Origin of the sequence: Enterobacter sp. Sphag1F (genome assembly GCF_014193275.1) — a bacterium.
Lineage (GTDB): Bacteria > Pseudomonadota > Gammaproteobacteria > Enterobacterales > Enterobacteriaceae > Pantoea > Pantoea symbiotica.
Map to the genome: position 1 here is coordinate 784,675 of NZ_JACHZD010000002.1, position 13,241 is coordinate 797,915.

Annotated in this window: 13 protein-coding genes; 7 read left to right on the top strand and 6 right to left on the bottom strand. The window is 52.5% G+C overall.

Annotated elements, in window-relative coordinates; translation table 11 throughout:
- Nucleotides 1-49: 49 nt before the first annotated feature.
- Nucleotides 50-250: a YbfA family protein gene (locus tag FHW71_RS09150; RefSeq protein WP_008107019.1), complete on the bottom strand. Its 201-nt coding sequence runs from the start codon at nt 248-250 to the stop codon at nt 50-52.
- 247 nt (nt 251-497) lie between these two features.
- Here FHW71_RS09150 and kdpE point away from each other — a divergent pair, with 247 nt between their 5' ends.
- Nucleotides 498-1,172, top strand: a complete 675-nt coding sequence (gene kdpE / locus FHW71_RS09155) for a two-component system response regulator KdpE (RefSeq protein WP_008107021.1) — start codon at nt 498-500, stop codon at nt 1,170-1,172.
- A gap of 39 nt (nt 1,173-1,211) precedes the next feature.
- Here kdpE and pgm read toward each other — a convergent pair whose 3' ends face one another.
- Together pgm and seqA are read right to left on the bottom strand one after the other, a co-directional pair.
- Nucleotides 1,212-2,852, bottom strand: a complete 1,641-nt coding sequence (pgm, locus tag FHW71_RS09160; RefSeq protein ID WP_061717373.1) for a phosphoglucomutase (alpha-D-glucose-1,6-bisphosphate-dependent) — start codon at nt 2,850-2,852, stop codon at nt 1,212-1,214.
- Nucleotides 2,853-2,876: 24 nt separating this feature from the next.
- Nucleotides 2,877-3,416 (bottom strand): replication initiation negative regulator SeqA, encoded by a 540-nt coding sequence (gene seqA, locus FHW71_RS09165; RefSeq protein ID WP_061717375.1) that lies wholly within the window; start codon nt 3,414-3,416, stop codon nt 2,877-2,879.
- Nucleotides 3,417-3,664: 248 nt separating this feature from the next.
- On the opposite strand from seqA, the gene ybfF reads away from it, so the two are divergent.
- The 4 genes from ybfF (at nt 3,665) to fur (ending at nt 6,344) form a co-directional block, all read left to right on the top strand.
- Nucleotides 3,665-4,429 carry an esterase gene (ybfF, locus tag FHW71_RS09170; protein ID WP_179451584.1) on the top strand — a complete coding sequence of 255 codons (765 nt, stop codon included), beginning with the start codon at nt 3,665-3,667 and terminating at the stop codon, nt 4,427-4,429.
- Nucleotides 4,430-4,596: 167 nt separating this feature from the next.
- Nucleotides 4,597-4,872, top strand: a complete 276-nt coding sequence (ybfE, locus tag FHW71_RS09175; protein WP_007890670.1) for a LexA regulated protein — start codon at nt 4,597-4,599, stop codon at nt 4,870-4,872.
- Between the two features lie 137 nt (nt 4,873-5,009).
- Nucleotides 5,010-5,540, top strand: coding sequence for a flavodoxin FldA (gene fldA / locus FHW71_RS09180; RefSeq protein WP_008107028.1), 531 nt, complete (start codon nt 5,010-5,012; stop codon nt 5,538-5,540).
- A gap of 354 nt (nt 5,541-5,894) precedes the next feature.
- Entirely contained in the window at nt 5,895-6,344 is a 450-nt protein-coding gene (gene fur, locus FHW71_RS09185; RefSeq protein WP_007890672.1) for a ferric iron uptake transcriptional regulator, read from the top strand.
- Between the two features lie 58 nt (nt 6,345-6,402).
- Here fur and FHW71_RS09190 read toward each other — a convergent pair whose 3' ends face one another.
- From FHW71_RS09190 to nagE, 3 genes are all read right to left on the bottom strand, one after another.
- Nucleotides 6,403-6,798, bottom strand: coding sequence for a hypothetical protein (locus FHW71_RS09190; RefSeq protein ID WP_179451586.1), 396 nt, complete (start codon nt 6,796-6,798; stop codon nt 6,403-6,405).
- 235 nt (nt 6,799-7,033) lie between these two features.
- Complete coding sequence (gene glnS / locus FHW71_RS09195; protein WP_061717379.1) at nt 7,034-8,701, bottom strand: glutamine--tRNA ligase; 1,668 nt, start codon at nt 8,699-8,701, stop codon at nt 7,034-7,036.
- 152 nt (nt 8,702-8,853) lie between these two features.
- Nucleotides 8,854-10,887, bottom strand: coding sequence for an N-acetylglucosamine-specific PTS transporter subunit IIBC (gene nagE, locus FHW71_RS09200; protein ID WP_179451588.1), 2,034 nt, complete (start codon nt 10,885-10,887; stop codon nt 8,854-8,856).
- A gap of 337 nt (nt 10,888-11,224) precedes the next feature.
- Here nagE and nagB point away from each other — a divergent pair, with 337 nt between their 5' ends.
- Together nagB and nagA are read left to right on the top strand one after the other, a co-directional pair.
- Nucleotides 11,225-12,025: a glucosamine-6-phosphate deaminase gene (nagB, locus tag FHW71_RS09205; protein ID WP_110865725.1), complete on the top strand. Its 801-nt coding sequence runs from the start codon at nt 11,225-11,227 to the stop codon at nt 12,023-12,025.
- A gap of 60 nt (nt 12,026-12,085) precedes the next feature.
- Nucleotides 12,086-13,234, top strand: a complete 1,149-nt coding sequence (nagA, locus tag FHW71_RS09210; RefSeq protein ID WP_061717381.1) for an N-acetylglucosamine-6-phosphate deacetylase — start codon at nt 12,086-12,088, stop codon at nt 13,232-13,234.
- The last annotated feature ends 7 nt before the right edge of the window (nt 13,235-13,241 follow it).

A 13,241-nucleotide genomic window follows, 5' to 3' on the forward strand; every position in this document is an offset into this window, starting at 1 on the left:
ACCCGGCGCTTCGCGGGAAGTCGCCGGGTTAATACTGCGCTGAAATTGCTTACCAGTGAATGCCGGCAGCCGCTTCCGACTGCGCCAGCCAGACCGGTTTAGTGCTGGTTTTGCACCACATACGATGCAGGTAACTGTACAAACGCGCGCGATCCGAGCGGAATAACATTACTGGCAGCGCCAGCAAACCGATTGCTACCACCAGCACGCGGCGCAGTACGATTTTATACAGTGGATATGCTCGATCCATTTTTTGGCCCCCTTGTGGTAAACATTGCGTTGAAATGTGATCTGGTTCAGATATTACCCGTTTTTGTGTAATTTTACTACTCATCCGACCACTTTATTTGCGCTTTTTTCCATCAATTTAAGTGGTGATGAAATTTAGTTACAAGATTGTAAATTTAACGATCCCTTCAAGTTAAAAACTTCGTGACGGACGCCGGGCCGCTTTATTGCTAAAGTGATGCGTTAACTTTTTTGCCGCTGGAGGCAGCGTGACGACCATCTTGATAGTGGAAGATGAAAAAGAGATTCGCCGTTTCGTGCGCCTGGCGCTGGAGAGCGAAGGCCTGAAAATTGTGGAAGCGGAACAGTTGCAGCGCGGCCTGATTGAAGCGGCAACGCGTAAGCCCGATCTGGTGATCCTCGATCTCGGCTTGCCGGATGGTGATGGCAATGACTTTATCCGTGAAGTACGCCAGTGGAGCAGCATGCCAGTGATTGTGCTGTCTGCGCGTAGCGATGAGCAGGATAAGATTGATGCGCTGGATGCCGGTGCGGATGATTATCTCACCAAGCCGTTTGGCATTGGTGAACTGCTGGCGCGTGTGCGCGTGGCGCTGCGTCGCCATCAAAGCAGCCAGCCTGAACCGATTGTGAAATTTGGCGAAGTCAGCGTCGATTTGGCGGCGCGCCGCGTGCTGCGCAACCAACAGGAAGTGCATTTGACGCCTACCGAATTTCGTCTGCTGAGCTTGCTACTGAATAATGCCGGAAAAGTGCTGACTCAGCGTCAGTTGCTAAATCAGGTTTGGGGCCCGAATGCGGTGGAGCACAGCCACTATTTACGCATCTATATGGGCCACTTGCGGCAGAAGCTGGAAGCGAATCCCACGCAGCCCAGCCATTTGCTGACCGAAACCGGCATCGGCTATCGATTTATGCCATAAAAAAAGGCCGCTAAGCGGCCTTTTCTCTTCACCGCCCTATCAGGCGTTTTTCAGTACTTCGCTAACAATCTCAACCGCTTCTTTCTCAATTTGCTGACGATGTTCAGCACCCAGGAAGCTTTCGCAGTAGATTTTGTAAGCGTCTTCGGTACCTGATGGACGCGCGGCAAACCAGCCGTTTTCCGTCATCACTTTCAGACCACCGATTGACGCACCGTTACCCGGCGCGGCAGTCAGGCGTGCGGTGATCGGATCACCCGCCAGCGTATCAGCGCTCACCATTTCTGGAGACAGCTTAGACAGCGCCGCTTTCTGTGCCGAAGTCGCCGGAGCCTGCAGACGGTTATAGCTTGGCGCACCAAAGCGCTCTGCCAGCTCGTCATAATGCTGCTGCGGGTTCTTGCCGGTGACCGCTGTGATTTCAGCGGCCAGCAGACACATAATGATGCCGTCTTTATCGGTTGACCAGGCTGAGCCATCGAAACGCAGGAAGGATGCACCCGCGCTCTCTTCACCGCCGAAACCGAAGCTGCCGTCGAACAGACCATCAACGAACCATTTGAACCCAACCGGTACTTCTACCAGCTTGCGGCCAATGTCGTTGACGACGCGGTCGATCATTGCGCTGGAAACCAGAGTTTTACCAACAGCAACCTCTTTGCCCCACTGCGGACGATGCTGGAACAGGTAGTTGATCGCTACCGCCAGATAGTGGTTCGGATTCATCAGACCCGCAGGCGTGACGATGCCATGGCGGTCGTAATCAGGATCGTTACCAAAGGCCAGGTCGAATTTGTCTTTGTACGCCAGCAAACCGGCCATCGCGCATTCAGATGAGCAATCCATACGCACCACGCCATCTTTATCCAGATGCATGAAGCGGAAAGTCTGGTCGACCGCGTCGTTAACGATGGTCAGATCAAGCTTGTAGTGCTCAGCAATGCGCTGCCAGTAAGCAATACCGGAACCGCCTAACGGATCAACGCCAATTTTCAGGCCGGCTTTCTGGATGGCAGCGAAGTCAATCACCTGCGCCAGACCTTCAACGTACGGCTGGATCAGATCCTGCTCAACGATGTGACCGCTCGCCCATGCCTGATCCAGCGGCAGACGTTTCACGTCTTTCAGCTCGCCTTTGATCAGCTGGTTAGCGCGATCTTCCACCACTTTGGTGACGTTGGTATCAGCCGGACCACCGTTTGGCGGATTGTATTTGATACCGCCATCTTCCGGTGGATTGTGCGAAGGCGTGATAACGATGCCGTCTGCCTGCGCGCCGCCGCGTTTGTTGTGCTCAAGAATCGCGTTAGAGATCGCAGGCGTTGGCGTATAGCCGTTGTCCTGCTGCACAATCACGTCTACGCCGTTAGCGGCCAGCACTTCCAGCACGGACAGAATCGCCGGCTCAGACAGCGCATGCGTGTCTTTACCGACGTAGCATGGACCGGTGATGCCATTCTTTTTGCGCTCTTCAGCAATCGCCTGCGCGATCGCCAAAATGTGCTGTTCGTTGAAGCTTTGGCGTCCCGCGCTGCCGCGGTGGCCTGAAGTGCCAAATTTCACCGCATGATCCGGATTCGCCACATCGGGCTTCAGGACGTAATACTGCGAGGTTAATTGTGCAACGTTAATCAAATCGCTCTGCTGGGCAGGCTGCCCGGCACGGGGGTGATTGGCCATTGGCGCTTCTCCCTGACGCTTCAGTTAAATGGTGCCGCGAACTTTCTCTGTCAGTTCCTGTGGGAACTGCATAGCCAGCATGATGTGTTCCACCATGCTGCATTTGCGACCTGTATTGGTATTCGTGATCACCCAGTACGGCGTGCCGGGAACGTGCTTCGGCTTGGTATGGGTGCCATTTTGCAGCAGCGTGTGCTCGTCGCCCGCGAAGTAGACGCGGGTACGGCCCTGCAGCGAGGCAGTCGCTTCAGCAAACGCTGCCGGATCAAGACGATAGAGCGTTGACAGTACCAACATGAAGCGGTTAACCGCCTTATTCTGCTCGGCATATTCATCGGAGAGCAGCAGCTCACGTACCGCGCGGACGCGATCCTGAGGACGCGCTTCGCGGCTGGCAGGTTGCGCTTCTTTCACTGATGCACCAGCGGCGGGCGCAGCAGGTGCGCTCTGTCCGGCGGTGAACTTCAACATGCGGCGCAAAATATCAGAGGCGCTTTCACCAATATGCTGCGTGTGGCTGGCAATATAACGGTAGAGTTCTTCGTCAACTTCAATCGTTTTCATCTTTTTCCGTACGATTCTGGCAAATGACAGAACCACGCATTAGTGCAACGGCCTTAGCAAAATCCAGTCGTGCAAAACGTGAGCGGGTTCTAACATAAGGATTATAAAGTTAAATCCGTGGCAGCCGATAGCGTTGGCAACGTTTCCGGGCAAAAGTCGGAATATGCCCTAATGCCCACCGGCCTGACTGCTGGACAGGTGAATCCATGATAACCTAAGCCAAGGTCACAACCGTAAGAACTTTAGCCATGATTTTGAACGCCCGTCTGCAAACTGAACAATCTGCCCCCGATGCCACGCCGATTCTGTTAATCCATGGTCTTTTTGGTAGCCTTGATAACCTTGGCGTGCTGGCGCGTGGGGTGCGTGACGTACGTCCGACGCTGCAGGTTGATGTGCGCAACCACGGCTTGTCGGCACGTAGCGATGAGATGAATTATCACGTGATGGCGCAGGACATTGTCGAAACGCTGGATGCGCACCAGATCGATCGCGCTGGTGTGATTGGCCATTCGATGGGCGGCAAAATCGCCATGGCGCTCTGTGCCATCGCGCCGGAACGCATCGAAAAAATGGTGATGATCGATATCGCGCCCGTTGATTACCAAACGCGCCGCCATGACGAAATTTTTGCCGCTATTCGCGCCGTTACCGCCACAGGCGTCACGCGCCGCAGTGAGGCCGCTGAGGTAATGCGCCAGCATATTGATGAAGAAGGCGTGATCCAGTTCATCCTCAAGTCTTTAGCCGAGGGCGAATGGCGCTTTAATGTGCCGGTGTTGTGGGATAACTACAGCACCATCTCCGGCTGGAAAGAGATTCCTGCATGGCCGCATCCGGCACTGTTTATCCGCGGCGGCGATTCGCCTTATCTGGATAATCAGCATCGCGATGCGCTGCTGCGTCAGTTCCCGCAGGCGCATGCACATGTGATCAGCGGAGCTGGACATTGGGTGCACGCCGAGAAACCCGATGCGGTGTTACGCGCCGTTCGGCGGTTTTTTAACCTGTAAAAGCAAAAGCTTGCCGCTTGCGCTTTAGGGTTGGCGTCAGGGAAGGCGCTGGAGTATGATGTCGCGCTAAAAATTTGCCACGGATATTTTTTCGCCGTGGTCGGGCCGATAATGTTTTAATCGCGCAGCGCCTTTCCGCCGTTCGCGCCCACTCAGTTTTACAAACCATGGCAAAAGAACAGACAGACCGCACTACGCTTGATCTCTTCGCAGACGAGCGGCGTCCTGGTCGCCCGAAAACCAGCCCGCTGACGCGTGATGAACAGTTACGCATCAACAAACGCAACCAGCTCAAGCGCGATAAAGTGCGTGGGCTGCGTCGTGTTGAGCTGAAGATGTCGAGCGAGGCGGTTGACGCGCTCAGCACGCTGGCCGATCAGCAAAACATTAGTCGCAGCGAATTGATTGAACAAATGCTGCTGGCACAGCTCAAACTGTCGTAACGCGCGAAGACCGCACGCTGGAACACAAAGTCACGGCTTTACAAGTTCCGCACTTTTTACCGGTCTGCTATTATTCGCATAACTGTGCAGTCAACTGACTTACTTTCACAATCAGGATTCAAGAGGTTACCTAACCCATGGCAATCGTAGGCATTTTCTTCGGCAGCGATACCGGCAACACTGAAAACATTGCAAAGATGATCCAGAAACAACTGGGTAAAGATGTCGCCGAAGTGCATGACATTGCTAAGAGCACCAAAGAGGATCTCGATGCATTCGACATCCTGCTGCTGGGCATTCCAACCTGGTATTACGGCGAAGCGCAGTGTGACTGGGATGATTTTTTCCCGACGCTGGAAGAGATTGATTTCAATGGCAAGCTGGTAGCGCTGTTTGGTTGTGGCGATCAGGAAGATTACGCCGAGTACTTCTGTGATGCGATGGGCACCATCCGAGACATCATCGAGCCAAACGGTGCGGTGATTGTTGGGCACTGGCCAACCGAAGGCTATCACTTTGAAGCCTCTAAAGGCCTGGCCGATGACAAAAACTTCCTGGGTCTGGCGATTGATGAAGATCGTCAGCCAGAATTGACCAACGAACGTGTTGAGAAGTGGGTGAAGCAGATCTTCGACGAGCTGCAGCTGAAAGAGATTATTGAAGCTTAATTCCCTGCTCTGTCCGATGTGCGCGCTGCCTCACATCGGGCAACGGAATTTCCTATAAAAATAATAGCTACGGTTTTTTAACTTTTCCCCGCAAATCTGTAGAATACCCGCAATGGTCATCCGCTTATTCCTCTGGCAGTAGAATGAGGCTGAGTGAAATGGAATCCAAAACCCAAGCGTCCTGAAGACGTTAGTGACGTTATCCTTACAACCTTTGGTGATTAAGGACGTTGCCTTGGTTTTCATTTCACTGCTTGAGTTCTATAATGAGACGCAAATGAGAATGCGCGTTGACCTAAACATTCAAGGCCCCTGCGCCGCAAGTGACTAGCAAAGTAACAGGACAATATCCGCATGACTGACAACAACTCCGCATTGAAGAAGGCTGGCCTGAAAGTCACGCTACCCAGACTGAAAATTCTGGAAGTGCTTCAGGGACCCGGCCCCGAGTCCCATCACGTCAGTGCGGAAGATTTGTATAAGCGCCTGATCGATATGGGCGAAGAGATTGGTCTGGCAACGGTGTATCGCGTTCTTAACCAGTTTGACGACGCGGGCATCGTAACCCGTCATAACTTTGAAGGCGGCAAATCTGTCTTCGAACTGACTCAGCAACATCACCACGATCACTTGATCTGCCTGGATTGTGGCAAAGTTATCGAATTCAGCGATGAATCAATCGAAACGCGTCAGCGTGAAATTGCCACTCGCCACGGCATCAAGCTTAGCAACCACAGCCTGTACCTGTATGGTCACTGTGCTCTGGGAGACTGCCGCGAAGACGATACGCTCCACGATAAGTAATTGAGTGTGCTATGCAGTATAAAAAAACCGGCTTAAGCCGGTTTTTTTATATCTGAAATCAGGCAACGAGCGTTTCCTGCAAGTAGCGCCAGCGCGGAATGGCGGTACTGCAATCCAGTACCGCCAGAGAAATGCGGCTTTGATTGGTGCCATTCATCATCTGCAATTCACGATACTGAATTGTGACTTCGTCGCTTTGCTGCGAAATGATGGCGTGCTCACTGGTGGCAATTCGCATCCCTTCACGCTGCCCCTGCAACTGGCGAAACAGTGTTTCCATCTCATTAAGATCAAGCTGTTTACCCTGAGGCGTAACCATTTTGAAGTCGGGATGAAAGTACGACAAGAACAGATCAATGCTGTCATCACTGCCTTCTGCCTGATTGAAAATACGTTCGATAAGCTGATGTAAAACCACCACGCTATGTTTGGCTTCCAGGGCGAGACTTGTCATTTTTTATCCTTTGATTACCCGCAGAGCAACGGCTGAGAGCGCATAGCCTACCTGAAAAAAAGTTTTTCACACTGGCAAATGGTTTAATTTTGCTAAAGTCAGAATAGTCGCAAATAAGGAATTAAAGGCTAATTGCAGCGGGCAGCATAAAAGGTCGTATCTGGTTAAATCGAGACAATAAAAAAGGGCGATTGCTCGCCCTTTCATGATCTTATCGTGCTAGCGACAAAATGTATTAATCGCCGATTTTTGCCCAGGTATCACGCAAACCAACGGTGCGGTTAAACACCAGTTTGGATGGCTGTGAATAGACGCTATCAGCACAGAAATAGCCTTCGCGCTCAAACTGGTATGGCGCCATTGGATCCGCTGCACGCAAACCTGGCTCAACGAAGCCCTGTTTGATTTCCAGTGAACTCGGGTTGATGGTGGTGAGGAAATCCTCAGCCGCGCCCGGATTTGGCACACTGAACAAACGATCGTACAGGCGGAATTCCGCTGGCAGCGCGTGAATTGCAGAAACCCAATGGATGACGCCTTTCACTTTACGGCCATCGGCTGGATCTTTGCTCAGCGTATCAACGTCGCAGGTACAGTAGATGCAGGTGATATTGCCTTCATCATCCTTCGCCACACGTTCGGCACGGATCACGTAAGCATTACGCAGACGCACTTCTTTACCCAGCACCAGACGTTTGTACTGCTTGTTGGCTTCTTCACGGAAGTCCGCGCGATCGATCCACACTTCACGGCTGAATGGTACTTCACGCGTGCCCATCTCCGGTTTGTTCGGATGATTCGGCATGCTGATGATCTCTTCGTGACCTGCAGGCAGGTTCTCGATCACCACTTTCAGCGGATCCATTACGGCCATCGCACGCGGTGCGTTTTCATTGAGATCGTCACGAATGCACGATTCCAGTGAAGCCATCTCCACGATATTGTCCTGTTTGGTCACACCAATACGGCGGCAGAACTCACGGATTGAAGCGGCGCTGTAACCACGACGACGCAGACCAGAGACGGTCAGCATGCGCGGATCGTCCCAGCCTTCGACAACCTTCTCGCTCACCAGCTGAGTCAGTTTACGCTTCGACATCACCGCGTATTCCAGATTCAGGCGTGAGAATTCGTACTGACGCGGATGCACCGGAATAGTGATGTTATCCAGCACCCAATCGTACAGACGACGGTTGTCCTGGAACTCCAGCGTACAGAGAGAGTGCGTAATGCCTTCAATCGCATCCGAAATGCAATGGGTGAAGTCATACATCGGATAGATGCACCACTTGCTGCCAGTCTGATGGTGATCGGCAAACTTAATGCGATACAGCACTGGATCGCGCATCACGATGAAACTGGACGCCATGTCGATTTTGGCTCGCAGACAGGCTTTGCCCTCTTCGAAACCGCCATCGCGCATCTTCTGGAACAGCGCTAAGTTCTCTTCCACGCTGCGATCGCGATACGGACTGTTTTTGCCCGGCGCCGTCAGGGAACCGCGATATTCACGGATCTCATCTGCTGACAGTTCATCAACATAGGCCAGGCCTTTGTTAATCAGCTCAACCGCATAGTTGAACAGTTGGTCGAAGTAGTCTGAGGAGTAACGAATGTTGCCGCTCCACTCAAAGCCCAGCCATTGCACATCACGCTTAATGGATTCGACAAACTCCAGATCTTCTTTTACTGGGTTAGTGTCGTCGAAACGCAGATTGCACTGACCTTGGTAGTCTTGCGCGATACCAAAGTTCAGGCAGATAGATTTCGCATGGCCAATATGCAGATAACCATTGGGCTCAGGCGGGAAACGGGTATGCACACTGCTGTGCTTACCGCTCGCCAAATCTTCGTCGATGATCTGACGAATAAAGTTCGTTGGGCGGGCTTCAGCCTCACTCATCTCAAAATCCTCAAAAACTATAACGGGTGATTTGTACCACGAAGTAACGGAGTATGATCCACAAAGCGCAGGAGGGAAACAACCGTTTGTTGGTCGTTTTAAAACAAAAAAGGCAGGAATCGCTTCCTGCCTTCTGGCTCAATCACAAGGACTTAGCCTTTAACCTCGTACAGCGGGGTTTGGCCTGCAACCACTGAACCGGTTGCCAGTAAATTCAGACCAGCGAAATCATCGCTGTTGCTGACCACAACCGGACTGATCATCGAGCGGGCGTTGGCATTGAGGAAGTCCAAATCCATTTCCAGGATTGGCTGGCCTGCAGTGACCGTTGCGCCCTCTTCAACCAAACGCGTGAAGCCTTTACCTTCCAGCGCCACCGTATCCAGACCCATGTGCACTACGATCTCGACACCGTTTTCCGCTTCAAGGCAGAACGCATGGTTGGTATTGAAGATCTTCACCACGGTTCCGGCGGTTGGCGCAACCACGGTTTTATCGGTTGGTTTGATCGCCAGACCATCACCGACTGCCTTGCTGGCGAACGCTTCGTCAGGCACATTTTCCAGCGCAACAATGTCACCGGTGACCGGCGCCAGCAGCGTGGCAATGACGGCTTTTTCACTGTTCAGCACGGCCTGAGGTTTTACTTCAGCAGCAGGCGCAGCCGTTGACGCGGCAGCGGATGCCGCAACCGGACCTTTGCTCAGGACAGTTTTCATTGCCATCGCAATGCTTTCTGCCTGAGTACCGACGATAACCTGCACGCTTTGTTTGTTCAGACGAATCACACCGGAAGCACCGAGACGCTTAGCCACACCCTCATTAACCTGCGCAGAGTCTTTAACGTTCAGACGCAGACGAGTGATACAAGCATCGATGTGGGTCAGGTTTTCTGAGCCACCCACCGCCGCAATGTAACGACGTGCCAGAGATTCTGTTTGGCTTTCACCGCTGCCGCTGTTATCGACATTTACGTCATAACCATCGGTTTCATCGCCCGCAGAGAGTTCGCGGCCCGGCGTCATCAGGTTGAATTTCTGGATGGTGAAGCGGAACACCGCGTAGTAGATAACGAAGAACACCAGGCCTTGTGGGATCAGCATCCACCAGTGCACTGCCAGCGGGTTACGCGTTGACAGCACCATATCCACCAGACCCGCACTGAAGCCGAAACCGGCAATCCACTGCATACTCGCGGCGATGAACACAGAAAGACCGGTCAGTGCCGCGTGAATCACATACAGCACCGGCGCCACGAACATGAAGGAGAACTCCAGCGGTTCGGTGATACCTGTAAAGAAGGCGGCAAAGGCCGCTGCCAGCATGATACCGCCGACTTTGGCGCGGTTTTCCGGGCGTGCGCAGTGGTAAATTGCCAGCGCTGCGCCTGGAAGACCGAACATCATGATTGGGAAGAAGCCCGCCTGATAACGACCGGTGATGCCCGGGATACCTGTACCTTCAGCGATAGACTGCGCGCCGCCGAGGAATTTAGGAATATCGTTGATACCGGCAACGTCGAACCAGAATACCGAGTTCAACGCGTGATGCAGACCAACAGGAATCAGCAGGCGGTTAAAGAAGGCGTAGACGCCCGCACCGATTGAGCCCATTTTCTGGATGTGTTCACCAAAGCTCACCAGTCCACCGAAAATGATCGGCCAGACATACATCAGTACGAAGGCGACGACAATCATCAGGAAGGAGACAAGGATCGGCACCAGACGACGGCCGCTGAAGAACGACAGCGCTTTTGGCAACTCAACATGGCTGAAGCGGTTATAAACCTCAGCAGAGAGAATACCCACCAGGATACCAACAAACTGGTTATTGATTTTACCGAAGGCGGCAGGTACCTGCTCCACCGGTATTTTCTGAATCATCGCGACCGCAGCCGGTGAACAGAGTGTGGTCACCACCAGGAAACCGACGAAGCCGGTTAACGCTGCTGCACCGTCTTTATCTTTTGACATACCGTACGCCACACCAATGGCAAACAGCACGGACATGTTGTCGATGATCGCCGAACCGGATTTGATCAACAGTGCCGCCAGCGCATTGCCTGCGCCCCAGCTATCTGGATCGATCCAATATCCAACGCCCATCAAGATTGCCGCTGCCGGCAGAGTCGCTACCGGCACCATAAGCGCGCGGCCGACCTTTTGCAGATATCCTAATACACTCACCTTATTCTCCCCCTATGAGACTGGCGTTTTGCCGTGGCGCAGGTTGATTTTATTATCCCGTCGCCCGGTACCTTGATGACACTTTTCACCACGTGGCGCAGTGTAAAGACAAATTAATTCGCCTCGCAAATTAAAACCACTGCAACTGTGACTTTAATCACCAAAATGGTGGTTTGATAATGCGAAATGCTAGCCAGCACCACAAACTTATTTTATGATGAAAAATATCGAGTCGCACTTTTCCCGGATGGCTACGCTTAAACGCATTACGCTTAAAGGCAGAAAACTTTCAGAGAAACGGCAACTCCACATTTCCAATCTTAATTGAGGTGAAGACATGAGACTGATCCCTTTGGCCACACCGACCCAAGTGGGTAAATGGGCTGCACGCCACATTGTTAACCGCATTAATGCGTTTAAGCCTAGCGCAGAACGTCCCTTCGTGCTGGGTCTGCCAACCGGTGGAACGCCACTGGAAGCTTACAAGCACCTGATCGACATGCACAAAGCGGGCCAGGTTAGTTTCAAGCACGTTGTCACCTTCAACATGGATGAGTACGTTGGCCTGCCAAAAGAGCATCCGGAAAGTTACCACAGCTTCATGTACCGTAACTTTTTCGATCATGTTGATATTCAACAGCAAAATATCAATCTTCTGAATGGCAATGCCGAAGATATTGACGCAGAATGTCGCCAATACGAAGAGAAGATCCGCGCTTACGGCAAAATTAACCTGTTTATGGGCGGCGTGGGCAACGATGGTCACATCGCCTTCAACGAACCGGCTTCCTCCCTCTCCTCACGTACCCGCATCAAAACCCTGACGCACGATACGCGCATTGCAAACTCACGTTTCTTTAACGGTGATGTGGATCAGGTGCCGAAATACGCCCTGACGGTTGGTGTCGGTACGCTGCTGGATGCAGAAGAAGTGATGATTCTGGTTACCGGCCATCTGAAAGCGCAAGCGCTGCAGGCGGCGGTTGAAGGTAACGTTAACCACATGTGGACCATCAGCTGTCTGCAGCTGCATGCCAAATCTGTCGTGGTCTGTGACGAACCCGCCACCATGGAACTGAAAGTGAAAACCGTGAAATATTTCCGCGAAATGGAAGCGGAAAATATGAAAGGTGTGTGAAAACACGTTGTAAAAAACCTGCTGCTTTCAGGCAGCAGGCTTAGCCGGGAGAGAGAAACGATGTACGCATTAGTGAACGGCCGGATTTTTACCGGTCATGAAATTCTGGACAATCATGCAGTTGTGATTGCAGATGGCCTGATTGAGCGCGTGTGTCCGCGTGATGCCCTGGACGCGGCAATTGCACAGCAGGATGTGGCTGGTGCGTTTATCGCTCCTGGTTTTATTGATTTGCAGCTCAACGGCTGCGGCGGCGTGCAGTTCAATGATGACATCAATGCGTTAAGCGTTGAGACGCTGGAGATCATGCAACGTGCCAACGAGAAATCAGGCTGCACCAGCTATTTGCCAACGCTCATTACCAGCACCGATGCGCTGATGAAACGCGCCGTCGAAACCATGCGTGCCTATCTGGCGAAGCATCAGAATCAGGCCATCGGCCTGCATCTGGAGGGTCCGTGGCTGAATAAAGCCAAGAAAGGCACACACAATCCTGAGCTGATTCGCCTGCCGGATGCCAAGCTGGTGGATTTCCTCTGCGCCAATGCTGACGTCATCACTAAAGTCACGCTGGCACCTGAAAATGCGGGCAGCGAAGTGATTCGTAAGTTACGTGATGCCGGCATCATCGTTTCAGCCGGTCACTCCAACGCGACCTATGAAGAAGCAAAAATCGGCTTCAGCGCGGGCGTCAGTTTTGCCACGCATCTTTATAATGCTATGCCAACCTTCGCCGGACGTGAGCCAGGTCTGATCGGTGCGCTGTTTGATTCGCCTGATGTATACTGCGGCATCATTGCGGATGGTTTACATGTCCATTACGCTAATGTGCGCAATGCAAAACGCATTAAAGGCGACAAACTGGTGTTAGTGACGGATGCCACAGCACCGGCGGGCGCGTCGATTGATCAATTCATTTTTGCAGGCAAAACAATATACTATCGCGATGGCCTGTGCGTTGACGAGAACGGTACGCTCAGCGGTTCTGCCTTGACCATGATTGAAGCGGTGCAGAACAGCGTTGAACATTGCGGTATCGCTCTTGATGAAGCGCTGCGTATGGCGACGCTCTATCCGGCGCAGGCGATGGGTGTGGAGAAGCAGTTAGGCACGGTCGAAGCAGGAAAAGTCGCCAACCTGACTGTCTTTACCCGCGATTATCAAATCACTAAGACGTTCGTCAACGGAGACAACGTCCTCAGCGAGTAAGCATTGA

What these genes read in the sequence shown, in the direction of transcription:
- FHW71_RS09150 (WP_008107019.1), bottom strand. Translation starts at nt 250, where the DNA reads ATGGATCGAGCATATCCACTGTATAAAATCGTACTGCGCCGCGTGCTG.
- pgm (WP_061717373.1), bottom strand. Translation starts at nt 2,852, where the DNA reads ATGGCCAATCACCCCCGTGCCGGGCAGCCTGCCCAGCAGAGCGATTTG.
- seqA (WP_061717375.1), bottom strand. Translation starts at nt 3,416, where the DNA reads ATGAAAACGATTGAAGTTGACGAAGAACTCTACCGTTATATTGCCAGC.
- ybfF (WP_179451584.1), top strand. Translation starts at nt 3,665, where the DNA reads ATGATTTTGAACGCCCGTCTGCAAACTGAACAATCTGCCCCCGATGCC.
- ybfE (WP_007890670.1), top strand. Translation starts at nt 4,597, where the DNA reads ATGGCAAAAGAACAGACAGACCGCACTACGCTTGATCTCTTCGCAGAC.
- fldA (WP_008107028.1), top strand. Translation starts at nt 5,010, where the DNA reads ATGGCAATCGTAGGCATTTTCTTCGGCAGCGATACCGGCAACACTGAA.
- fur (WP_007890672.1), top strand. Translation starts at nt 5,895, where the DNA reads ATGACTGACAACAACTCCGCATTGAAGAAGGCTGGCCTGAAAGTCACG.
- FHW71_RS09190 (WP_179451586.1), bottom strand. Translation starts at nt 6,798, where the DNA reads ATGACAAGTCTCGCCCTGGAAGCCAAACATAGCGTGGTGGTTTTACAT.
- glnS (WP_061717379.1), bottom strand. Translation starts at nt 8,701, where the DNA reads ATGAGTGAGGCTGAAGCCCGCCCAACGAACTTTATTCGTCAGATCATC.
- nagB (WP_110865725.1), top strand. Translation starts at nt 11,225, where the DNA reads ATGAGACTGATCCCTTTGGCCACACCGACCCAAGTGGGTAAATGGGCT.
- nagA (WP_061717381.1), top strand. Translation starts at nt 12,086, where the DNA reads ATGTACGCATTAGTGAACGGCCGGATTTTTACCGGTCATGAAATTCTG.